The following is a 22,319-nucleotide window of genomic DNA, read 5'->3' as shown; positions in this document are numbered from 1 at the left end:
GGACCGGTTTCTGTCGGTCCCCGCCCCTAAACTTCATTTATGGTGACCCGCCGGGAATTCGGTGGCGGCCCGGGCCGGTCGGGCATAGAGGTTGAATTGAGCAACCTCGACAAGGTGCTGTATCCGGCCACCGGAACCACCAAGGGCGAGGTCATCGCCTACTACTCGGCCATCGCGCCCGCCATGCTCGCGCATATCGCCGGGCGGCCGGTCACCCGCAAGCGGTGGCCCAACGGAGTCGACGAACCATCCTTCTTCGAAAAGAATCTCGCCGAGCACGCGCCGTCGTGGCTGGAGCGCCACAGCATCGAGCATTCCGGTCGTAAGATCGTCTACCCGGTCATCGATTCCGAGGCCGGGCTGGCCTGGATCGGGCAGCAGGCGGCGCTGGAAGTCCATGTGCCGCAGTGGCGTTTCGACGGTGACAAGGTCGGCTACGCCACCCGGTTGGTCTTCGATCTGGATCCGGGCCCGGGTGCCGGACTGGCCGAATGCGCGCGGGTCGCGCTGGCGGTGCGCGATATGGTCGAGGACATCGGGCTGCACGCGTTCCCGGTTACCAGCGGCAGCAAGGGAATTCACATCTATGTCCCGTTGGATCGGGAGTTGCGTCCGGGCGGTGCGTCCACCGTGGCCAAGCAGGTCGCGACGAATCTGGAGAAGCTGCACCCGGATCTGGTGACCGCGACGATGGCGAAATCGGCGCGCGGCGGCAAGGTCTTCCTGGACTGGAGCCAGAACAATCCGTCCAAGACCACCATCGCACCGTATTCGCTGCGCGGCCGGACCGAACCGAATGCGGCCGCGCCGCGCAGCTGGTCGGAGATCGAGAACCGGAAAAAGTTGCGGCACTTGCGCTTCGATGAGGTGCTGGCGCGCTGGCGCGATGACGGCGATCTGCTCGCCGAACTGGATCCGCCGACCGCCGACGCGCTGACCAAGTATCGATCGATGCGCGATGCGGCGGCGACTCCCGAACCGGTGCCGTCCGAATCTCCCACGGCCGGTGCGAACAATCGGTTCGTCGTCCAGGAACACCATGCGCGGCGGCTGCATTGGGATGTGCGGCTGGAACGCGACGGCGTACTGGTGTCATGGGCCGTGCCGAAGGGGCCGCCGACGACCTCGCGGCAGAACCGGCTTGCCGTGCACACCGAGGATCATCCGTTGGAGTATTTGGACTTTCACGGTGCGATCCCGAAGGGGCAGTACGGCGCGGGGGAGATGACCATCTGGGATTCCGGCACGTACGAAACCGAGAAGTGGCGCGAGGACGAGGTCATCGTCACCTTTCACGGCGAGCGATTGCAGGGCCGCTATGCGCTGATCCAGACCAATGGCACCCAATGGCTCATGCATCTGATGCGGGACCAGTCGCCGCAAGAGGACCAATCGCGGCGCGTCGATGGTCCGGTCGGACCGCTCGCCGCGATCACCGTGCCGAAGCCATCAGGGCCGACGCCTCTTCCGCGTGGCCTCGCACCCATGCTCGCCACTGCGGGCGAGGTCGCCGAGTTGGGCGATGCCGAATGGTGCTTCGAGACCAAATGGGACGGCTTCCGTCTCATAGCCGAAATCGACTCCGGCACAATGACATTGCGCAGCCGACGGGGTAACACGGTGACCGATCGCTATCCCGGGATCGCGGTGCTGGCCACCGAATTGGCCGACCACAGTGTGGTGCTCGATGGTGAGGCCGTGGTGTTCGACGATCACGGCGTCGCCAATCTCGGTCTGCTACAGGCGGATGCGGCCCGGGCCGTCTTCGTCGCCTTCGACGTGCTGTACCTGGATGGGACTTCGCTGATCCGCAAACGGTATTCCGACCGTCGGCGGGTGCTCGAGGCGCTGGCCGCGAACGCGCCATCGCTCATGGTGCCGCCGCGACTGGACGGCTCCGGCGCCGATGCGCTGCGCCGCAGCCAGGAACAGGGCCTGGAGGGCGTGATCGCCAAGCGCAGGGATTCGGTGTATCTGCCCGGTAAGCGCGGACATTCGTGGGTGAAGCAGCGCAACTGGCGCACCCAGGAGGTATTGATCGGCGGTTGGCGACGCAGCGGCGCCCGTGACTTCAAATCGCTGCTGGTCGGCATTCCGCACGACGGCAGGCTGTATTACGTGGGCCGGGTCGGCGCCGGTTTCAGCGAGCCGGTCATGCGGGAGCTGGCCAAACGGCTCGGCAAATTGGAGCGCAAGACCACCCCATTCGACAATGACCTCACCGCCGAGGAACGCAAGGACGCGGTGTGGGTGACCCCGAAACTCGGTGGCACCGTGCGCTTCATGAACTGGACCGAGACCGGCCGCCTCTGGCATCCCGACTGGGTCGGCTGATCCGAATGTGACGGCGGTCGCTGACGGTTTGCCGGGTGCTCGGGCGGTTCGCTGGGTATCGTGTGTTCGCGGTTGTGTCGGCTCGAAAACGAGGAGTGCACGGTGGATTTCAAGAACCTGGCGAATAAGGCGCTGGATCTGGCCCAAGAGCATGCGGACAAGGTGGATACGGCCATCGATAAGGTCGGCGATCTCGTCGACAAGCAGACCGACGGCAAGTTCGCGAGCCAGGTCGACGCCGCGCAGGACGCCGCGAAGAAGGCCATCCACAAGGACAGCTGAGCTCGCTGACCCTTTCGAGCGACCGGCAAGCAGTCGCTGCTGACCTTTTCGAGCGACCTGCAAGCAGTCGCTACGGCTGGCGGACCGGATGCGCCGATCCGCCAGCGCCGTGCGATCGTTCAGCCCTGTTCGCGGGCCAGCAGCGGAATGATGGTCGCGCTATCGGTGACCATCGCATGTCCCTGGAACTCGAATTCGTCGTAGGCCCGGGCCATCGCGTCCTTATCGCGGCCGCCGACGGCATCGCTGATGACCACCGGGACGAAGCCGAGATCGGTCGAATGGGTGACCGTCGGGGCGATGCCGATCTCCAGCGCGACGCCCGTGATCGCGTAGGCACCGATGCCGAGATCGCGCAGCACCGCCGCCAGCGGGGTGCCCTCGAAAGCTGACATCGAGGTCTTGTCGAAGATCACCTCGTCCGCCGTCGGCCGCAGCTCCGGGACCAGTTCGAAGGCCGGAGTATCGCGCTGCAGAATGAACTTCACGTCCTCGACGTCGTCGACCTGCTGCCAGCTCATCGCCATCCGCAGCGCGAAGGCCCCGCTCAGGCGCCGCGGCAGGAAGAAGTGCCGCAGGAAGATGATCGGATAGCCGCCGCGCCGCGCCGCCTCGACCACCCGCGCCACCCGCTCGATGATCTCTGGGCCGTCGGGTAGTTGGGAGAGCACGCCGACCTGCATGTCGTAGACGATTACCGCCATGCGGTGCGGCGCACACACATCGGCGAGCCCTTCGGGAATGTCCAATCCGTTGCCGTGCCGCATGGTCAGCTCACTCCTGTTCGATACCCGATCACGGCCGGGTACGGCCCGACGGTGATCCGGTTGCGCGATAGCCACTTTCGAAGCGCGCCGCGACGCGCTTGGACCCCACTGTAACGATGTCGGAAATCGGACACGCGCGGCGGCGCGGATGCCGCCGGATGTCCGTTGCCGGGCCCTCTGATCAGGCAGTACCGTGGTGGCAGGTCGAGACCGGGCGGAGTCGGCGCTGACGCGTTCCCGGCGCACTGTGCGTCGCACCGCGTCGTAACAGTGGAGGCCGCGATGAAAAATCCACACCTACAATTCGTCGGAGGTCGCCGGAGATCCGTTCCGGCAGCCATGCTTATCGTTCTCGCGGTCGTATCGTTGGCGTTCGTACCCGTCGCCAGAGCGGTGCCGGCCCCGGACCAGAATCCGGACTACGCGGTATCCGTGGAGCTGGATGCCCAGCCCGCCGGTGCCATCCTGGGTACCCGCTCGATCGCGTTGTACGGTCTGCCGCTTCCGGTTTCGGCCCGGCAGGTGCAGTACCGGACCAACGATGCGAACGGTTGGCCGGTCGCGGGCATGGCCACCGTGCTGGTGCCGAATTGGCCCTGGTTCGGGCCGGGTCAGCGGCCGCTGCTGTCGTACCAGATCGCGGAGGACAGTCTGGACGCCCGGTGCGCGCCGTCGTATGTGCTGCGCGGCGGCTGGGATCTGGGCGGTGCGAACACCTATATCGACACGCTATTCATAGCCGAGGCGTTGCGTCGCGGCTGGGCGGTCGTGACCAGCGATTATGAAGGGCCGGAGTCCCGATTCCTGGATGGCGTCAACTCCGGCCGGGCGGTGCTCGACGGCATCAGGGCGGCTCGCGCCCTCGCGCCGGATGGGGTCGGGCCGGCGAGTCCCATTGGCGCGTGGGGCTATTCCGGCGGCGCCTTCGCCACCCTGTGGGCGGCCCAGCTGCAACCGGAGTACGCACCCGATATCCAGTTCGCGGGGATCACCTCGGGCGGGGTGCCCGCCGACTGGCCCGCCATGGCCCACACCGTCGACGGCACCGTGCAGGCCGGTCTCGCGATGCTGGTGCTGGCGGCGATCGTCAAGAATGATCCGAATTCCGATGTGCTGGAGCTGCTCAACGAGCGCGGTCGCACCGCGGTCGCCGAGGATGCGGCGGCCTGCGCTCCGGATTTCCTCGTCAAGTATTCCAACACGCATATCGATGATTTCGCGGTCGTGCCGGATGTGTTGTCCCATCCCGACTTCCGGGCCGCCACCGACCCGCAGGAGCTGGGCGGCAGTGCGCCGGTCGCACCGATGTACCTGTATCACAGCACAGCCGATGACGTGATCCCATTCGCGGGATTCAGCGATCTACTCGGCCGCTACTGCGCGCAGGGCGCCGATATCAGCTTCGTGTATTCGGCTCTGTCCGGGCACGATGTGACCGCCATCGGTGAAGCGCCCGGTGCGATGAACTTCCTCGCCGATCGCTTCGCGGGTATCCCGGTGGCACCCGGTTGTCACGGCCGATAGCCACGAGAAATGCGGCGCGCTGCGAGGATTCGCCGCGCGCCGCCTTCGGAGTGCGTTATCCGCGGTCTTACTTGACCGGGTTTTCCTGCCACTTGGTGGTCCCGGGCGGGGCGGCGAGGGTGCTGATCAGATCGATGCCCGCGATGATCAGGGTCGGTCCGCCCACCACGATGGTGCCGATGATGCCGCCGATTCCCGCGCCAGCGATGACGCTGGCGATCACGGTCGGTCCACCGATGATGCCGGTGAGTCCGACCAGGGCGCCGATCACCGTGCCGATGAAGCCGCCGATGGCGGTGGCAATGCCGAACTGGGACAGGAAGTTATCCTGGGCGCGCTGATTCTCGCGCGGCGATGCGACCGGCGTCGCTACCTGCCGCGCCGTCGTGTAGTCCTTGACCGCGGTCAGTTCCAGCACCCGGCCCGCGTCCCGGACCTCGTGCGGTAGCGCGAATTCGAATCCGTCCTGCCGGAACGACAGCGGTAGCGTGACAACGGTATTGCCCGCGATGTCCTTGACATCCACCGTGTTCGCGGACATCTGGAACGAACCGTTGGTCAGCGTGGTGACGATCTTGTCGCCGACCAGCTTTGCCTCGTATCCGATATCGGGCACGGGTGCGGCGCTCGGTTGCGCATACGAGGTGCCCGCGCCGACCGCGACCGCGGCGACGATCGGCACGACGGCCGCGGTGATCTTGCGGAGAATCATTCCGGTGGTCCAATCTTCATCAGTTCTTGCAAGCCGTAGCAACGCTCCGCACACGGGAATTCCTCCCCCCGAAGCCGTGCGGAGCCACGATGTGATCTAGAGAACGCACTCCGATGACACCGTACCGCGCACGAAAAGGTTTCGAGGAACGATTTTCGGGGTATTCAATCTCGTTCAGATCACGAAAGTTGCTATAGCACTTCGCTATACGGCCGTTAGCCGGGCTAATTCAAGACATTGATCGCGCGGGCGATGACCAAGATCACCAGGGACAGCGAGACGGCCGACTGCACCATCATCATCGCCTTCGCCCACCGCGACATCGGCATCACATCGGTCGGACTGAACGCCGTCGCATTGGTGAACGACAGATACAGATAGTCCATGAACTGCGGTTCCCACTCCGGTTTTGCCAGCTCCGGGTTCTGCATCTGCACGAACAGGAAGTCCGGCAACGGCTTTCGCGCATGCGCGCGAGCGGCGGGTCCGCCGCGATCGAACTCCCAGTACCAGAGCCCGAATACGACCACATTGGTCAACCAGACCGCCCCGCCCGAACCCAGGAGTGCCGCGGGTTTGTCGCTGAGGGTCCCATCGATCAGACCGAACACCAGGCGATTCGCCGAGACCGCCGTGGCCACACTCACCAGCGCGGTCAGCAATAGGCCCCCGTTGCGCAGCCACCGCTCTTCACGATCGAGCCGGAACGGATTCGCCACCACCAGCACGCAGAGCAACAGGATCTCGAGTGCGGGCAGCAACCATGCCGGCTGCGGCCGAAGTTCCTTGGGCAGCGCGACTTGCAACACCACGATCGCCAGCACGGCCAGCGTCGCCGCGAGGCGCGACTCACCCTCGGTCCTGCGCTGCCACGCGGGTACCTCGTCGTCTTGGTCCGGCACCGGGCCAGTATCGCCGATCAGATGAGCAGATCGAGGACGACCGCGCCGAGGCAGACCGCGATGCTGACACTCAGCGCTATCGCATCGTTGCGGCCGGGAGAGCTGGGATGGGCGGTGAGCTGTCCGGTGCCACCGCGTGCGGTGATGGCCTCGCCGAGTTCGGTTGCCCGGCGGCTGGATACCGCCATGGCGGCGGTGAGGATATCGACGAGCGGATTATCGGCGGCGCGATGGATCAGCCGGTCGTGCGGGCGCAATCGGCGCGCCGCCCGCAGCACCCGGATCTCCTCCATCAGCAACGGCAGTCCGCGCAGCATGAGCGCGATGACCACGGCCCATTCGTCGACGGGGACCCGGAGTTTGCGCAGCGGGGCGCCGAGTTTGGCCAGTGCCGGGGCGATATCGCCCATCGGCGTGGTCCAGGCGATCAGGAACGAGGCGGCGAGCAGGATCAGCCCGAAGACCAACACGTTGGTGTAGCGCAGCACGGCATCGGCCCCGATCGGCACATTGATGAGCGCGCCGGCGCCGACCATCGCCCAGAACCACCACGGTAGGCGCGGAAGTGTGCTGAGCGGGAGTCTGGCCAGTACGCCGATGGCGATCAGGAATACGACCATTACGCCGAGCACCGGCCAGGACGGCAGGAACATCAGCACCAGGCTGATCAGGAACACTCCGATCATCTTGGTACCGGCCCACAGGTTGTGCACCGGACTGGAAACCGGTACTTCGCGGAACAACACGGTACTCATCAGTGTCCTCCGTTCCCGAGCCGCCAGGCCGGATCGCCCGGGCGCGGTCGCGTCAGCGCGGCCTGGGAATCCTGCTGGTGGGCGGGCGCATTCGCGGCCGCGGCGATGTCGCCGACCGGATCGGTCTCCAGGATGCGCCCGGCCTCCAGATGGACGGTCCGGTCGCACACCGCGGCCATATCGTGCACGTCATGCGAGATGACGATCAGGGTGAGTCCGGAATCACGCAGGTGGGCAAGCAGTTCCACGACATCGGCCCGGCCCGCGGGATCCAGTCCGGCCAGCGGCTCGTCGAGCACGACGACCGGCGCATGGCTGGCCACGATGGCCGCGAGCACCACCCGCTTGGCCTGCCCGCCGCTGAGTTCTTCGATGGAGCGCGCGGCGAGTGCGCGATCCAGCCCCACCGCGTCCAGTGCGCGTCCGACCGCACCGGAACCGGTGGCGCGCCCGCCCCAGTCCGCGATTTCGGCGCCGACCGTCTGCTTCTGCAACTGCAGTCGAGAGTGCTGGAACGCCAATTCGATCCGGCCGATCTGCTTGGCGATCGGCTTGCCATCGAGTTCGCAACGGCCGGAACTTGGTTCGATCAACCCGGCCATTATCCAGGCCAGCGTCGATTTACCGGATCCATTGCCGCCCACCACGAGCAGTGCCTCGCCGCGTCGCACGGTCAGGTCGACACCGTGCAAAGCCGCTGCCGCCCAAGGTGTTCCGCGGTTATAGGTATGACGGACATCGCGCAGCCGCACGATGGTCTCGCCCATCGGGCGACGGCGGACTCCTGGCACCGGCCGTGGCCAGGCGGGCAGATGTTCGACGGTCCGGCCACTGGCCAGATGCACGACCCGGTCGGCGGCGGCCGCATCGGCTTCGTGGTGGGTTACCAGCACGACCGCCATGCGGTGGCGTTTCGGCAGTTCGGCCAGGAGTGCGACCAGATCGCGGCGACCGTCCGGGTCGATCATCGAGGTGGCCTCGTCGGCGATGAGCAGCGCGGGGCGGCGGGCCAGCGCCGCGGCGACCGCGAGTCGCTGCTGCTGACCACCGGACAGGGTCGCGGTCTCCCGGTCGCCCATGCCGGCCAAGCCGACCTCGCGCAGCAGGCCCTCGATATCGACCGCGGCGGCCAGTTCGGTGGACAGACCCCACACCACGTCGTCGGCGACCAGCACGCCGAGGGTCTGGCTCTCGGGCCGCTGCAGTACCAGCGCGGTGCCGCCGAGGTGGCCGAGGCCAGCGGCGCCCGGACGGTCGATGCTGCCCGAGGTCGGCGGGCGGCCGGCGAGCAGCCGGGTCAGCGTGGATTTCCCGGATCCGTTGTGGCCGACGATGGCGACGAACTCGCCGACGTCGACCGTGAGATCGATCCCGGACAGCGCGTCCACCGGTGTGCCCGGATAGCGGAAGCCGACGCCGCGCAACCGCACCGGCAGCGGTGCGATCGGCCGGTCGTCGGGCGGTGTGTCGAGGCGGTCCTGGCTGGGGAGCCAGGCCAGCCGGTCGAGTACCGAACCGAGTACGTACCAGGAGAACACCGCCGTCGCCATCATGCCCGCCAGCACGCCCCCGCCGACCAGGGCCCACCACCAGCGGATCGCGGCGTCGGCGGCGTCGGCGAGGCCACGTCCGAGCGGTTCCAGCTGTGTCTGCTGCGCCGCGATCTTCTCCAGGCCGTTCGCGGTGCTGTGGATGGTGTTGAACAACAGCGTGCGCGAGCGGGACAGCACCAGCAGCGATCCGACGGCGAAGGCCGCGAATGCGAGACCGGCGAGCACCGACAGCCCGAGCACCGCGGGCAATCCGCCGCGCCGCCGTTTCACCGTGCCGACAATGCCCGCGATGGTCGCGGAGCTGATGATGCCGATCGCCGGCACGACGCCCCCCGCGATAAAGCTGACCAGCGCGGCCGCACCGGTCGCGGTGATCAGGGCGCGGAGTCGATAGCGGTGCGCGATCATGGCCAGCGGCACCGCGGCGACCAACTGGAGCGCCGCGGCGAACGGGATCAGCGCCCCGACGGTGACGAGTCCGACCGTGGCGCCGCCGAGCACCGCCCCGGCGGCCAGCTCGATCGGGCGCAGCGGTCCGCGCTCGATGGGGTTTGCGCCGGGCTGATCACTCACGGAACAAGTCTGCCAGCTTCCTGTGCAGAGTTCGTGTGCGCTTTTTGTGAAGACTGTGTGGTAGCTAGGCGACCCGGGTCAGTTCGTAATCGTCGGTCCTGAGCTTGCGGACTCGACGGCGATAGGCGAGTTGCGGACCGGGCCAGTTGTTGGTGATCCGGCCGGAGGCGGTGCGATACCAGCTGGAGCAGAAGTTCCACGGCGTGCGCGCGAGCCGCTCCTGGACCGCGGTATTGAATTGCGCCTCCGCCTCCGGGCGCACCTCGAGCACATGGCCGGGGCGCGCGGCGAGCAGTTGCACAGCCTGGCGGATATAGCGGGCCTGCGATTCGATCATGTAGATGATCGACCCGACGCCGAGATTGGTATTGGGTCCGTACACCAGGAACAGATTCGGGAAGTCGGGCACGGTGATGCCGTAGTAGGCGTGCGCGCCGCCCTGCCAGGCATCGGAGAGTTTGCGGCCCGCCCGGCCGTAAATGTGCATGGGCCAGAGGAATTCGGTGCCCTTGAAGCCGGTGCCGTAGATGATCACGTCCGCCTCGTGCACGGTGCCGTCGGCGGTGCGCACGCCGTTCGGCACGATCTCGGTGATGGCGGTGGTCTCGACCCGCACATTCGGCTCGGTCAGGGCGGGGTAGTAGTCGTTGGAGAACAGCCCGCGCTTGCATCCGATCGGATAGTCGGGGGTGAGCTTCGCGCGCAGTTGCCGATCGGGCACCTGCTCTTCCAGATGCTTCGTCGCGATCCGGCCCACCAGCCGGGCGATCCACGGGAATTCGACCAGGCCGAGCGAGACGAATTCGGCGATGGCCCACCAGCCGAAGCGTTCGACGAGCAGCGCGCCGGGCAGTCGCGCGAAGAGTTTGTGCTGGATCGGGGTGTAGTCGGTATCGAATTTGGGCAGCACCCAGGCCGCGGTGCGCTGGAAGAGCGTCAGGTGCTCGACCTGCGGCTGGATCTCCGGGATGTACTGAATGGCGCTGGCGCCGGTGCCGATGCAGGCGACGCGTTTGCCGGTCAGCTCGACGCCGTGATCCCATTCGGCGGAGTGGAAGGCCTGGCCGGTGAAGGAATCGATGCCGGCGATGTTGGGCAGGGCGGGCCGCGACAGCTGGCCGACCGCGGAAATCAGCACGTCGGCGGTGCGGGCGGTGCCGTCCTTGGTCCGCACGGTCCAGCGGCCGGAGGCGTCGTCGAATTCGGCATCGGTCACCTCGGCGCCGAAATGGATGTCCTCCAGCAGCCGGTGGCGCTGGGCGACACCGCGCAGATAGTCGTGGATCGCGGCCTGTCCCGAATAACGCTGCGGCCAGTCCGGCTTGGGCTCGTAGGAGAACGAGTACAGCGGCGACGGCACGTCGCAGGCGGCTCCGGGATAGGTGTTCTCCCGCCAGACCCCGCCGATATCGGTGCTCCGCTCCAGGATGGTGATATCGTCGAAACCGTTGCGCCGCAATTCGATTGCCATTCCGATGCCGCCGAAACCGGCACCGATGATAATGACCGACGGCCGCTCGTCAGCTGTCATGTGGCACTCCTCACAGCACTGTAGATGAGTTCCACTCTAGGACTGTCCGATGGCAAGCGGCTGGCATATCAGGGCTGACCCTTCGAGCGACCTGCAAGCAGTCGCTACTGAGCCTATTGAGATTTTCGGCCATAATGTCCGCTGTGGAGCGGGTACAGGATCCGGGAATCCGCGATTGGAACTTTCCGCGCGGCATCGCCAGCGTGGCGCTGATGGTCGGCTATGCCGGTGAGCACGGCGTGCCCGTCGCGCGCATGCTCGCCGGAACCGGGCTGACCGAGGCGCTGCTGCGCGATCCGGACGCGCAGATCGATGCGCGGATCGAACTGGCCGTGATCCGCAATCTCGTCCGCGAACTCGGCGATATGCCCGCGCTCGGTGTCGAGGTCGGCCGCCGCTACCGGATCACCACCTTCGGCATTTTCGGCTTCGCCTGTGTGAGCAGCCCGACTCTGGGTGAGGCGATCTCGTTCGCGCTGCGCTATCTGGAGCTGAGCTTCACCTTCTGCCTCCCGGTCGCGGAGTGGGGCGAGGGCGAATTCGTCGCCTGGGTGCACGACGAGTCGATTCCGGCCGATGTGCGCCAGTTCCTGGTCGAACGCGATGTCACCGCCATGCATCAGGTCATGTGCGATCTGATCGGCAGACGGCTGCCGCTCACCAGGGCCGAATTCCGTTTTCCGGAACCGACTTACGTCGACCGGATCATGGAGGTCACCCAGGTTCGACCGCGCTTCGGGCGGCCGCAGAATCTGTTCGCCATCGATCCGGCAATGCTGGAACAGCCACTGCCGCAGGCGAATGAGCACACCTGGGCCATGTGCCTGGCGCAATGCCGGGATCTGGTCGACCGCCGCCGGGCCCGCACCGGCATCGCGGCCGAGGTGCGTGAGCTGTTGGTCCCCGGCGGTGCGGACGGATTCGCCGCACCTCCCGGAATCGACTCCGTCGCAAGGGATCTCAATATGAGCACGCGCACCCTGCGGCGCCATCTCGACGCAGCGGGCACCAGTTATCGCGCGCTTCTGGACGAGGTGCGCCGCGCACTCGCCGAGGAAATGCTCACCGCCACACCGCTTTCGGTGAGCGATGTGGCCATCCGGCTCGGCTACGCCGAATCCTCCACCTTCATCTACGCCTTCAAACGCTGGACCGGCGCGACACCGGCCGCCTACCGTCGCGAACGCGCGGTCCGGCGCTGATCCGGCTGCACGCCGATCCAGCCGCCCATCGGGATGCTGCGGAAATGCGTTGTCATGCGGCGGTTTTCATCGATGACGTGCAGTGCGACGGCCGGATCCGGCGCGTAATCCATAACGCGGTCGGGGAGTTCGAGCTCCCATTCGCCGCCGAGCACCGATGCGGTGCTCGGGGCGATCAGCAGCGGGCGGCCCGCGAAGGTGGTCGCGGCCGAGGAGTGCGCATGTCCGGTGACTACCCCGACAATGCGTTCGTCGGCGGCGACGACCTCGGCCAATTTCTCCGGATCGGCCAGCGAGATCGAATCGACGACCGGGCTGAACAGATGGGCGGGCGGATGGTGCAGCGCAAGGAGTATGGGCGCGCCCGCGGGCGCCGCGGCGAGTACGCCGCGCAGCCAGTCGAGGGTCTCCTCGGTCAGTCGGCCGCCGGATTCACCGGGAATGCTCGAATCCATAAGGGCCACGGTCAGATTGCCGATCCGGTGCGCATGGTTGATCGGTGCGGTCGAGGCAGGTTCGCCGAGCAGTACCGTGCGGAAGGCGGCGCGGTCGTCGTGATTGCCGGGCAGGGCGTAGACCGGGATATCGGCCGCGAGCGCGACCCGGGCCTCGGCGTACTGATCGGGTTTGCCGGAGTCGGTGATGTCACCGGTCAGCAGGATGGCATCGGGCCTGCGACGCAGATCGGCGAGGAAGGCCATGACCCGCTCGGCGCGTTCGGCGTTGCGGGCGCCTAGATCGAAATGGGTATCGCTGACCTGAGCCACCAGGATCATCGGCGTTCGCTTTCTCTGGGGAATCGCTGCGCTGCGTCAGAGTGTGCCGACCTCGCGTGCACGACACCTCATCAGGCTAGATGACCTGCGGGTTACGCGTCGCCATGAGGCTGGACACCGGTAGAAAGCCGAAGGGTCGGTAGTGGTCGCGCGCACAGGCGGGTCAGCTCGGCTGCTCGACGACCGACTCCCACAGGGTCCGCAGCGACCGCAGGAATGCCTTGCGATCGTCCGCGGGCAGTGTGGCGAGCAGCTGGTTTTCCTGCTCCTGGATTTCGCGTTGCGCACGGTCGCGGGTGGTCCGGCCGGTCGGGGTGAGGGATATCAGCCGTGCGCGTCGGTCGGCCGGATCGGGATCGCGCCGGATGAGGCCGCGCTGCTGGAGTTCGTCGAGCGTGCCGATGATGCGCGTCTTGTCCGCGCGGATCTTCTTGGCCAGTGCGGCCTGGGTGTAGACGGGTTCGTCGCCGAGTCCGAGCAGGACGACATAGCCCCACATGGTCAGGTCGTGGCGCTCGAGTACCGGCAGTTCGGCCGCGGACAGGGCGCGGCCGAGCGGTACGAACATCGCGGCGAGATCGGGGCGCTGCGCATCGGACATGGGAAGAAAATACCCGTTGGCCCAATGGTATGCATTAGCTTATGGTAAGCATGTGTATATCATTATGGATGCATCGAGAGGACTGCAATGACCACCGAGTCCGATACCGCCGCCGAACCGAGCACCCTCGAGTCACTGGCTGCGCAGGTCGATTTGATCGCGCTCAACGCACAGGCCGTGCGTACCAGTATCGATGTGGTTTCCCATGTCACCGCCGCCGATCTGGCCAAGTCGACGCCCTGCGCGGGCTGGACGCTGCACGGGCTGCTGGCGCACATGATCACCCAGCACTATGGTTTCGCGGCCGCCGCACGCGGCGAAGGTGACATGTCGCTGTGGCGACCGCGTCCGCTGGGCGAAGACCCGGTCGCGCAATATCGCGCCGCCGCCGAACATGTGTTGGCCTCCTTCGCCGAGGACGGCGTACTGGGGCGAACCTTCCCGCTACCGGAATTCACCCGCGCTTGCGAATTCCCCGGAACCGAGGCGGTCAGCTTCCACTTCATCGACTACGTCGTGCACTCCTGGGACGTCGCCCGAACCCTGGGCAGAACAGTGCATTTCGACGAAGCCCTGCTGGCCGCCGCCCTACCGATAGCCGAGGCCGTCCCCGGCGGCAAGGCCCGCCTGGCCCCCGGCGCCGCCTTCGCCCCCGCACTCACCTGGCCCACCGACTCCACCCTCGACGAAATCCTCGCCATCCTCGGCCGCTCCCCGAACTGGCCCGAGTAGGCACCCCGGCCCGCCGCTCCGGCGATGGCCGCGCCCGCCACGCTCCGCGCACGTGCGTGGCGGTGCGCATGGTTGGGCGCCGTCCTTCGCGCGGCCGCTGCTGCGTATTGCTGAGATCACCCGCCCGGACGCGCCCCACGGCTGCATGCTCATCCTGGCCGCGCCCACCGGTGCCGTGGAAAAACCATGCGGTGCGGGAGTTGCTGGCCGACCGCGGCCTCGACGCCATCGCCCGCTACTACACCACCGTGGTGCAGGGCCTATCCATACAAGCCCGCGACGGCGCCACCCGCGCCGAGTTGGAAGCGGTCATCACCTGCGTGATGGCCGCCTGGGACACGCTCACCTCCGCGCCGCCACACGTCGGCGGTTGAGTCGGGTTCGGTGGCGGAACCAGCGGGCGCGGGGTCGCTGGAACATACGCGGAGGAGAGCTATTCGCTTGGGGGGAGCGGTGATTCGGTGGCATGCAGCAGGTCGTCGGCGTGTTGGAGGATTGCCTCGGTGTCCGGGGCGGGCTGGAGCGGCTGCCAGAAGTCGGGGCTCGGCATTGCCCGAAGTGTGAGTTCCGGAGGTGTGCGCCACGGGGCGGTCAGGGTGAGTTGCCAGGAGTGCAGGTGGGTGCGGTCGTAGCGGCCGGATTTGTCGAACAGTGGGTCGCCGAGGATGGGGTGCCCGATCCAGGCCAGGTGGACGCGGATCTGGTGGCGGCGGCCGGTGATCGGGCGCAGGGCCAGCAGGGTGTGTTCGTCGGTGCGTAGGACTGTGGCGAACTGCGTGGTCGACGGATAGTTCTTGGCGGCCAACAGGTCCGCGTCAGCTACGAACCAGCGGCCCGCGTGTTCGCGGATGCGCTCGCGGGGTGCGGCGATGCGCACTCGGTTCTTGCGCCCGACGCTGAGGGGCAGGTCGATGACGCCACGATCGGGCAGCCCGGTGGATTCGACTATCGCCAGATACGCCTTCTCGGCCGTCTGCTTGTTGAACTGCCTGGTCAGCTGGCCGTGCGCGCTCAGCTCCTTGGCCAGCAGCACCAATCCGGAGGTCACCTTGTCGATGCGGTGCACCGGATACAGCGTTTCCCCGGCCGCGGCGGCCGCCTCGACGATATCGCTCTCGTGCCGCTCCCCGGTCACCGAAATTCCGGCGGGCTTGTTCAACGCCAGCACCGCCGCGTCCTCCGCGACGGTGCAACTCCTGCGCAACTCGGCCCACTCGAAATCCACCGGACGAGTTTAGAGCGCTGCTCACACCGCCCCGCGCCGCCACGGATCGAGTACTACGAGCGACCGATTGCGGCCGTCTCGCGTCCGAGCGGTCGAAGCGCATGCGACGCGGACACGAGTCCCGACCGCTCGGCCGTGCCTATCGAGTGCTCGTGGGTGGGGTTCGTGGTTGTGTGTGCTGGGCCGGGCACATCGAGTGCTCGTGGGTGAGTTCGTGGTTGTGTGCTCGCCTGCGCACATCGAATGCTGCCGGATGAAGTCCGTAGTCCTTACCGCTCGGGCGAGCAAAGGCGAGGTCACCGCACACCGCGGCGCGCGAGCAGCAGCGCGGGCGCCGCGGAATGTCACCGCTTCCTGCCGTTGCGGCGCAGGGTGTGCGGGCGCAGGCGGTTGAAGCCGCGGACGCGGACGCTGCGCAGGTTGCGGATGTCGAACTCCGGGTTGCCGTCCAGGGCGGCCGCGGCCTCGTCATCGACGAGGACGGTGCCGGGGCGGGCGACGCCGGTGAGTCGGGACGCGATATTGACCACCGACCCGTAGAGATCGCCGAAGCGCTGCAGCACCGGACCGTATGCCACGGCGACCCGCAGCTCGGGGGTGCCGCCGACCATCATCGTGCTCTCCTGGATGGCCAGCGCGATCCGCGCCGCGTCGGCCGGATCCTCGGCCGCGAACATGACCTCGTCGCCGACATTCTTGATGACCCAGCCGCCGTTTTCGGTGATCGCGGAGGTGGTGGTGGATTCGAACGCCTCCAACAGCATCGAGAGTTCGTCGGGATGCAGATGCCTGGTGAGCCGGGTGTAGCCGACCATATCGGCGAAGCCGACCGCCAGCTCCCGGACCGCCTCGCCCGCCGTGGTGCCCGGGTCGAGTGAACGGGCCACCGCGGCGGCGAGATGGCGGCGCCAGGCGTAGGTATTGATCTGTTCGAGCGTCGAGATGGCCGCCTCGGTGGCGATGCGGGCGGTCTCGGTTGGATCGGCGCCCGGCCCGGCCTCGGCCATGCGATCGCCGATCTCGGCGAGCACCATGTCGACCTGCCATTCCGCGAGTCGCGCCATGCCCTGGCCGAGGGTGCGCACGGTCGCGGCCTGCTGCCGGGAGTCGGCCGAGGAGAGCGCTTTGAGCGCGCGGAAATTGCGGACCGCGGCGATATCGGCGTCGGCGTAGTCGACCGCGGTGTCGTCGACGCTGGCCGGAAAGCCGAGTGCCATCCATAGCCGCCTGGTGAGGGAGGTGGTCGTCCCGGATTCCTCGGCGACCTGGATCCGGTTGTAGCGGCGCGGTCCGTCGAGCAGATACGACTCCACGACCGACTCGACCAGCTCGGATATCTCGGTGGGAACCATGATCGGTACCTTACGGGCCGTGCGGGCGCCTATCGCGGCAACAGACCAGGTGACGGTGACCGCCACGGCAACCGCGGCACGGGACTGTGACCGGTCACAATCAGCTCAGGTGCAGTCGCTGTCCGGGGCCAATGTACGGAACTCGGCTACGACTGCTGGTACGGCAGCAGGGATTCCCGCGACCACGTGAGCGTGCCCGCGGCCAGATCGGCGATAACACCGTCGAGCCAACGCAATTCGGCCTCGGTGACCGTACGCTGGTACTCCTCCTCCAGCATCACCACCCGGGGCAGGTGCATGGCGGCGGCCTGCGTCGCATCGGTATCCATCTCGGTGAGCTTGGCGCGCACCGACTTTGCGCGCCGCTCCAGTTCGGTGCGCGCGCCCTCGGGTCCGAGCAGCATCAGAAATGACAGTGCCGCAGGGAATTCCGGATATTCGTTGCGCGGTTCGCCGATCATCTCGGCCAACCAGCTCGCGCAGGCCGCGCGGCCCGCGTCGGTGATCTCGTAGACGGTGCGCTCCGGATATTGCTGATCGCGTCCGGTCTCGCGGACCGTGACCAGCCCGGCCTCCTGCAGCCTGCCGATCGTCTTGTAGAGCGCGGCGCGCTGGGCGACATTGACGACCTTGTCCTTGCCCCACTCCTTGATCCGCCGCTGGATCGCATAGGGGTGCATGGGTTCCAGATGCAGGATGCCGAGCAGCGCCATCGCCAGGGGAGAGCGCTTGAACTGCGTCGATGCCGTCATGCCGACCATTCTAGTGGTATCCCGACAACTAGGTTCCTACAAACTAGTTGCAAAGCAACTAGTGGCTGTGCCACTATTAGTTCATCAGCGGAAGTCACCGCCCGAAAGGATCGAAGAAATGACCGCCAAGACCGCCACCCGCATCCACGTCGACCACGAGACCACCAAGCGCCTCGGTGACTGGACCGACGCCGACGCCTTCGACATCACCGCCCGCTACGGCAGCGTCGTCATCGACCTGCGCTCGCCGCGGATCACCGGCGACGGCGAGATCGTGGTGCACGCCGACCTCGACCACGCGATGGTGAAGCTGCTCGTCCCCGACGACGCCGTAATCGACCAGACCGAACTGCGCTGGACCGGCCGCGGCCGGGTGAAGGATTTCGCGCGGCCGCAGGATGCCGCGGGCCGTGTCATCCGCCTCACCGGCACCAGCATCCGCAGCGAATTCCGCGTGCACCGTGCGGGTATCGCGGTGCTGTCGGCGATGTTCTCGCGGGAATTCTTCGAGGATGTGCGCCGGGCGCATCGCGATGGGACGCACCCCACCGTTGCCGATCCGGCGAACGCGCCGCGTTGATCCGCGTGCATTGCCCCAGCCTTGGTGTGCGCCGAGGTTGGGGCACTTGGCATTTCGATGCCGGTTCAGAGGGTGAGTGTCGAGTGCAGTCGGTTGTCGGGATCGACGGCGGCGCGGATGCGTCGGAGTCGGTCCAGGTTGTCGGCGAAGTAGCGGCGGGGGGAGTCCGATGGCTCGAGGTAATTGACATATGCGCCTGCCGAATGCGAACCGAGGTTTCGATGGGCCTGGGCGATCCAGTGCGTTGCGTCGGCGGGACCGTCGACGATCCACTGCAGGACCGCCGTGTGGTTGCGCCACGGAAAAACGGTGGCGGCGCCGGGCAGGTCGCGTACCGCGCCATCGAGTGGATCGATGAGTACTCGGCCGCTCACATCCGAAAGCGCTGCGACGGTCTCGACAATCCGTTCGGCTACATCGGTCGAAATATCCACCAGGACATCGGATCCCGCGATGCGGCAGCCGCGCGGCAGATCGACATCCGCGACCGCGTTCATCGCATCGAGATGATCGACGGTCAGCGGGTTGCTGCCGGTGGCCGCGGTCAAGGTCGCAGTATGTTCCGCTTCCGTTCCCTCGGCACAGACCAGCATGACCACGCATTCCAGTGCGCCGTGCCCATCGGTGGATACCTCGATATTGGCCCAGGCGGTTCGGTTCGCGGTCGAGAGCCAATCGGCCCAGCCGGTGATCACCCGCGTGATCCGGTCGGGTGGAAAGGTCAGGCGCACTGTGTATTCGGGTGTTGCCGGGCAGGTCAGGAAGGTCAGCGAGGTGACAACGCCGAGTCGTCCGCCGCCCCCGCGCAGCGCCCAGAAGAGGTCCGGATCGCTGGTTGCGCACACCGCTGCGGACTCGCCGTCCGGCAGCACGATCGTCGCCGAATCGATTCGGTCGCAAGATAATCCGTACCGACGCGACTCGACGCCGATGCCGCCGCCGAGCGTCAGACCGGTGATGCCGACCGTCGGACATGTGCCGAGCGGGAGGGTCTGCCCGAATCGCTGTAGCTCGGTCCGCACCGCGGACACCGAAGCTCCGGCTCCGACGGTCACCCGACCGCTGTCGTAGCGCACATCGTTCAGTTCGCGCATATCGATGACCAGCGTTGCGTCCGCCGCCGACGCCCCGACATAGGAATGCCCGCCACCGCGCGGCGTGACCTGCAGTCCGGACTCCGCCGCGAACCGGACCGCCGCGCGCACATCCTCGACCGACGCCACCCGGACAATGCCAGCGGGTGTGTTGTCGTCGAACCGGGTATCGAAGAGTTGTTTCGCCGACACGTACTCGGCATCACCCGGCTTCAGCACTCGCCCGCGCAGATCCGTTTGCTGTCCAGCGGCAATGCCCGGCCACGCAAAGAATCCGGAGCTGGCCATCGCTGCTCCGGCACCCAGTGCGCCGCGCAGAAACGACGCCCGTGACATGCGATTGCCGATGCGATGGACCCTATCGCCGCGCCCCGCTGCCGCCGCGCCGCCGCACCGGGGTGCCTAATCGAGATCGGACAACAGCTGCACCACGTCGAGTCCGGTGGTCAGGTAGTTCACGAAGAATTCGTTGTTCAGCGCATAGGGTGAGCGCCGCCGCCGGATGAGGGCGATCGCGTCATCGACTGAATAGCCCAGGTCGAGCAGCGTCTGCGCGACCACCAACCCCGACCGGTTGTAGCCGTACTGGCAGCGCACCATCACCGTCCGATGCGCACGGACCGCCGCCGCGGCGATCGCGGCCAACTCACGCGCCGCCGCGAGCTGCTCGGCGTGCAGCGCCGCATCCGGAATCGCGAGGTTGTGGTGCTCGACTCCCGGTCCCGGCCCGTGTCCGTCGGCCTGGAACAGGCTGATCACCACATCGAATTCGGTCCCGACCACGGCGGGCACCCGCACCCCGTCGCTCCCGTAATGATGTCCGCCCATCCACAACTGCGGCACGATCTCGTGCCACGGCGCATCGGCATCGGGCGTCTGCATACCCTCGATCCGCACCATCGCTGTCTCCCGCGGTTGTCGGCCGTGCCGGGTCGGCCTTATTCCACGGTACCGCCGTCCTACGCGGCCGCGGAAATACGCTGCCGCATGGTGTTTCGGGTCTTCGATGTGCTGGCCCCGGTTCCGGGGGCAACTCTTCTTCGGTCTGTCCGGCACGATCATCGCCTCGATAGCGTCCCGACGAACGGTGGCCCCTCGCCGTTCGGAAAGGAACACCCACCATGCGTACCCGTCTGCGTGCCGGACTCTTCATCGGCGCGTTGCTCATGGCGCCCATGGCCGTCGCCGTACCGGCCTCGGCCATCACCCTGGAGCCAGCCGAACCGGTCGAGCAAGCGACCCCCGTCTGGCAGGTCTGCACCACGCCGACCCCCGACCTCACCTGCTACCTGATCACGCTCTCATCCAGCGGTTCCGGCCGGAAGTAACCGCTCCCGGAACTCGAAACCCGTTCAAGTGCCGAACTGAAAGCGGGTGCCGGGCGCATTGCCCGGCACCCGCTGACGCGCACTCAGCTGAAATGGGCCGCCATGATCGGGACGTCCGCGCTGCGGGCCTGGCCCGTGAGACACGGCACCACCATCGCCGAGGCGTTGCTGATCGGACCCTGCTCAACGACCAGCAGGCCGCGCGCGCCCGGCCCATCGGTGATGGTCACAGTGTTGGTGGTGTCGCCACCACCGGGCACACGCCAGAAGCCGCTGATCCGGCTGACTGCGCCGTTGGACCAGGTGACGGTGCCGTCGATCTGACCGTTGACATCGGCGCAGCTGCCGGTTCCGTTGAAGGTTCCGCTTATGGTGGCGTTGGATGCGGGTGTGCCCGTGCAGCCGGTGAGGTTGCCGTTCCACGTGGCCGTGGTCGGTGCGGCCGACATGCCGAGCGGAGTCGTGCTGAAACTGACGTGGCCGCCGGAGCATCCTCCGGTGATGGGATCGGCCGAGGCGTTCTGGACGCCGACGAGTGCGGCGGCGAGTGCGGCCGCGGCGACGGACGCCGTTGCGACCTTCCGAGAAATTGCCATGACGATTACCTTCTCCTCTGGATCGACCTTGATCTGATGGAGCAGCTGACGACAAGCAAACGCGAAAGATCGTAGACGGTCCGTCCGGTGCTGGAACCGGCACCCGGTCAACCGCCGCTAGCGGTGGTGGTTACCCTAACCGCGCAGGTCAGTGACCGGCGGCCTTGGCGAGATGTTCCGGATAGCGTTCCCCGGCGAACGCGGCGGCGGGCGCCGCGGTGTCGATGCGGGCGAGATCGTCTGCGGTCAGGGTGATTTCGGCGGCGGCGACGTTCTCCTCGAGGTAGCGGCGGCGCTTGGTGCCCGGGATGGGGACCACGTCGTCGCCGCGGCTCTGCACCCAGGCGAGAGCCAATTGTCCTGCGGTAATGCCCTTTTCGGCGGCCAGCTCGCGCAGCGCGGCGACGATGGCGAGATTGCGGTCGAAGTTGCCATCGGCGAATCGCGGTAGCCTGCGGCGCATATCGTCGGCGGGCAGGTCGGCGGTGGAGGTGATAGCGCCGGTCAGGAAGCCGCGGCCGAGCGGGGAGAACGGCACGATGCCGATGCCGAGTTCCCGACAGGCCGGCAGCACCTCGGCCTCGATATCCCTTGTCCACAGCGACCATTCGCTTTGCAGTGCGGTCACCGGATGGACCGCGTGCGCGCGGCGGATGGTCGCCGCCGAGGCCTCCGAAATGCCGAGGTGGCGCACCTTGCCCGCCTGCACCAGTTCGGACAGTGCGCCCCAGGTCTCCTCGATCGGGACGTTCGGATCCACGCGGTGCTGGTAGTAGAGGTCGATGTGATCGACGCCGAGCCGGGCCAGCGATGCGTCGCAGCTCTGTTTGACGTATGCCGCGTCGCCGCGGGCGCCCATGCTCCCGTCCTCGCCCCAGACGATGCCGAATTTGGTCGCCAGCACCACCTGATCGCGGCGGTCGGCGATGGCCTTGCCGACCAGTCGCTCGTTGGTCTCCGGACCGTAGACGTTGGCGGTGTCCAGCAGGGTGACGCCCAGCTCGAGCGCGCGGTGGATGGTGGCGATGGATTCGTCGTCGTTATCGCGCACGCCGTAGGCATGGCTCATGCCCATGCAGCCCAGGCCCTGTGCGCTCACGGTCAGCTGGCCGAGCTTCCTGGTCGGAATCATGTGAGGCTTCCTCCTT

The 22,319-nt window shown here is 67.0% G+C and carries 23 protein-coding genes; 8 read left to right on the top strand and 15 right to left on the bottom strand.

What is annotated here, in order from left to right; translation table 11 throughout:
• Nucleotides 1-39: 39 nt before the first annotated feature.
• Both ACHQ4I_RS04720 and ACHQ4I_RS04715 read left to right on the top strand, forming a co-directional pair.
• On the top strand, nucleotides 40-2,334 hold the full coding sequence (locus ACHQ4I_RS04720; RefSeq protein WP_420770433.1) for an ATP-dependent DNA ligase: 2,295 nt from the start codon (nucleotides 40-42) through the stop codon (nucleotides 2,332-2,334).
• Between the two features lie 102 nt (nucleotides 2,335-2,436).
• A complete protein-coding gene (locus ACHQ4I_RS04715; RefSeq protein WP_420770432.1) occupies nucleotides 2,437-2,616 on the top strand; it encodes an antitoxin in 180 nt (59 codons plus the stop codon).
• Nucleotides 2,617-2,735: 119 nt separating this feature from the next.
• Here the strand turns inward: ACHQ4I_RS04715 and ACHQ4I_RS04710 are convergent, their stop codons facing one another.
• Nucleotides 2,736-3,383 (bottom strand): cysteine hydrolase family protein, encoded by a 648-nt coding sequence (locus ACHQ4I_RS04710; protein WP_420770431.1) that lies wholly within the window; start codon nucleotides 3,381-3,383, stop codon nucleotides 2,736-2,738.
• Between the two features lie 366 nt (nucleotides 3,384-3,749).
• Here ACHQ4I_RS04710 and ACHQ4I_RS04705 point away from each other — a divergent pair, with 366 nt between their 5' ends.
• Entirely contained in the window at nucleotides 3,750-4,907 is a 1,158-nt protein-coding gene (locus tag ACHQ4I_RS04705; protein WP_420770430.1) for a lipase family protein, read from the top strand.
• Nucleotides 4,908-4,974: 67 nt separating this feature from the next.
• Here the strand turns inward: ACHQ4I_RS04705 and ACHQ4I_RS04700 are convergent, their stop codons facing one another.
• The 5 genes from ACHQ4I_RS04700 to ACHQ4I_RS04680 form a co-directional block, all read right to left on the bottom strand.
• Entirely contained in the window at nucleotides 4,975-5,619 is a 645-nt protein-coding gene (locus tag ACHQ4I_RS04700; RefSeq protein ID WP_420770429.1) for a DUF8020 domain-containing protein, read from the bottom strand.
• Nucleotides 5,620-5,843: 224 nt separating this feature from the next.
• Entirely contained in the window at nucleotides 5,844-6,521 is a 678-nt protein-coding gene (locus tag ACHQ4I_RS04695) for a hypothetical protein (RefSeq protein WP_420770428.1), read from the bottom strand.
• 17 nt (nucleotides 6,522-6,538) lie between these two features.
• Nucleotides 6,539-7,276 carry an energy-coupling factor transporter transmembrane component T family protein gene (locus ACHQ4I_RS04690; RefSeq protein ID WP_420770427.1) on the bottom strand — a complete coding sequence of 246 codons (738 nt, stop codon included), beginning with the start codon at nucleotides 7,274-7,276 and terminating at the stop codon, nucleotides 6,539-6,541.
• Entirely contained in the window at nucleotides 7,276-9,402 is a 2,127-nt protein-coding gene (locus tag ACHQ4I_RS04685) for an ATP-binding cassette domain-containing protein (protein WP_420770426.1), read from the bottom strand. Before ACHQ4I_RS04685 ends, ACHQ4I_RS04690 begins: the two co-directional genes overlap by 1 nt.
• A 64-nt stretch (nucleotides 9,403-9,466) precedes the next feature.
• Complete coding sequence (locus ACHQ4I_RS04680; RefSeq protein ID WP_420770425.1) at nucleotides 9,467-10,933, bottom strand: flavin-containing monooxygenase; 1,467 nt, start codon at nucleotides 10,931-10,933, stop codon at nucleotides 9,467-9,469.
• Nucleotides 10,934-11,076: 143 nt separating this feature from the next.
• Between ACHQ4I_RS04680 and ACHQ4I_RS04675 the strand changes: the two genes are divergently transcribed.
• Entirely contained in the window at nucleotides 11,077-12,135 is a 1,059-nt protein-coding gene (locus ACHQ4I_RS04675; protein ID WP_420770424.1) for an AraC family transcriptional regulator, read from the top strand.
• Here ACHQ4I_RS04675 and ACHQ4I_RS04670 read toward each other — a convergent pair.
• Both ACHQ4I_RS04670 and ACHQ4I_RS04665 read right to left on the bottom strand, forming a co-directional pair.
• Nucleotides 12,105-12,911: a metallophosphoesterase gene (locus ACHQ4I_RS04670; protein ID WP_420770423.1), complete on the bottom strand. Its 807-nt coding sequence runs from the start codon at nucleotides 12,909-12,911 to the stop codon at nucleotides 12,105-12,107. The genes ACHQ4I_RS04675 and ACHQ4I_RS04670 overlap by 31 nt on opposite strands.
• A gap of 163 nt (nucleotides 12,912-13,074) precedes the next feature.
• The gene (locus ACHQ4I_RS04665; protein WP_420770422.1) at nucleotides 13,075-13,512 is read right to left on the bottom strand and encodes a MarR family winged helix-turn-helix transcriptional regulator; all 438 of its coding nucleotides are present in this window, start codon (nucleotides 13,510-13,512) and stop codon (nucleotides 13,075-13,077) included.
• A gap of 87 nt (nucleotides 13,513-13,599) precedes the next feature.
• On the opposite strand from ACHQ4I_RS04665, the gene ACHQ4I_RS04660 reads away from it, so the two are divergent.
• Nucleotides 13,600-14,244 (top strand): TIGR03086 family metal-binding protein, encoded by a 645-nt coding sequence (locus tag ACHQ4I_RS04660; protein WP_420770421.1) that lies wholly within the window; start codon nucleotides 13,600-13,602, stop codon nucleotides 14,242-14,244.
• Nucleotides 14,245-14,435: 191 nt separating this feature from the next.
• Entirely contained in the window at nucleotides 14,436-14,618 is a 183-nt protein-coding gene (locus ACHQ4I_RS04655) for a hypothetical protein (protein ID WP_420770420.1), read from the top strand.
• A gap of 59 nt (nucleotides 14,619-14,677) precedes the next feature.
• Here ACHQ4I_RS04655 and ACHQ4I_RS04650 read toward each other — a convergent pair whose 3' ends face one another.
• The 3 genes from ACHQ4I_RS04650 to ACHQ4I_RS04640 form a co-directional block, all read right to left on the bottom strand.
• The gene (locus ACHQ4I_RS04650; RefSeq protein WP_420770419.1) at nucleotides 14,678-15,469 is read right to left on the bottom strand and encodes an RluA family pseudouridine synthase; all 792 of its coding nucleotides are present in this window, start codon (nucleotides 15,467-15,469) and stop codon (nucleotides 14,678-14,680) included.
• 344 nt (nucleotides 15,470-15,813) lie between these two features.
• On the bottom strand, nucleotides 15,814-16,821 hold the full coding sequence (locus ACHQ4I_RS04645) for an adenylate/guanylate cyclase domain-containing protein (RefSeq protein WP_420770418.1): 1,008 nt from the start codon (nucleotides 16,819-16,821) through the stop codon (nucleotides 15,814-15,816).
• A gap of 146 nt (nucleotides 16,822-16,967) precedes the next feature.
• Complete coding sequence (locus tag ACHQ4I_RS04640; protein ID WP_420770417.1) at nucleotides 16,968-17,573, bottom strand: PadR family transcriptional regulator; 606 nt, start codon at nucleotides 17,571-17,573, stop codon at nucleotides 16,968-16,970.
• Nucleotides 17,574-17,691: 118 nt separating this feature from the next.
• On the opposite strand from ACHQ4I_RS04640, the gene ACHQ4I_RS04635 reads away from it, so the two are divergent.
• Entirely contained in the window at nucleotides 17,692-18,153 is a 462-nt protein-coding gene (locus ACHQ4I_RS04635; protein WP_420770416.1) for a hypothetical protein, read from the top strand.
• A 65-nt stretch (nucleotides 18,154-18,218) separates the two neighbouring features.
• Here ACHQ4I_RS04635 and ACHQ4I_RS04630 read toward each other — a convergent pair whose 3' ends face one another.
• Both ACHQ4I_RS04630 and ACHQ4I_RS04625 read right to left on the bottom strand, forming a co-directional pair.
• The gene (locus ACHQ4I_RS04630; RefSeq protein WP_420770415.1) at nucleotides 18,219-19,583 is read right to left on the bottom strand and encodes an FAD-binding oxidoreductase; all 1,365 of its coding nucleotides are present in this window, start codon (nucleotides 19,581-19,583) and stop codon (nucleotides 18,219-18,221) included.
• Nucleotides 19,584-19,649: 66 nt separating this feature from the next.
• Nucleotides 19,650-20,147, bottom strand: coding sequence for a protein-tyrosine phosphatase family protein (locus tag ACHQ4I_RS04625; RefSeq protein ID WP_420770414.1), 498 nt, complete (start codon nucleotides 20,145-20,147; stop codon nucleotides 19,650-19,652).
• 221 nt (nucleotides 20,148-20,368) lie between these two features.
• Between ACHQ4I_RS04625 and ACHQ4I_RS04620 the strand changes: the two genes are divergently transcribed.
• Nucleotides 20,369-20,575, top strand: coding sequence for a hypothetical protein (locus ACHQ4I_RS04620; RefSeq protein WP_420770413.1), 207 nt, complete (start codon nucleotides 20,369-20,371; stop codon nucleotides 20,573-20,575).
• 83 nt (nucleotides 20,576-20,658) lie between these two features.
• Here the strand turns inward: ACHQ4I_RS04620 and ACHQ4I_RS04615 are convergent, their stop codons facing one another.
• Complete coding sequence (locus ACHQ4I_RS04615) at nucleotides 20,659-21,171, bottom strand: hypothetical protein (protein ID WP_420770412.1); 513 nt, start codon at nucleotides 21,169-21,171, stop codon at nucleotides 20,659-20,661.
• A gap of 148 nt (nucleotides 21,172-21,319) precedes the next feature.
• Entirely contained in the window at nucleotides 21,320-22,303 is a 984-nt protein-coding gene (locus ACHQ4I_RS04610) for an aldo/keto reductase (protein ID WP_420770411.1), read from the bottom strand.
• Nucleotides 22,304-22,319 lie beyond the last annotated feature (16 nt).

The sequence above is a fragment of the Nocardia nepalensis genome, from assembly GCF_048910785.1.
GTDB classification, from domain to species: Bacteria; Actinomycetota; Actinomycetes; order Mycobacteriales; family Mycobacteriaceae; genus Nocardia; species Nocardia nepalensis.
The sequence above is the reverse complement of the archived record's forward strand: the minus strand, read 5'-3'. Positions and strand labels throughout refer to the sequence as shown.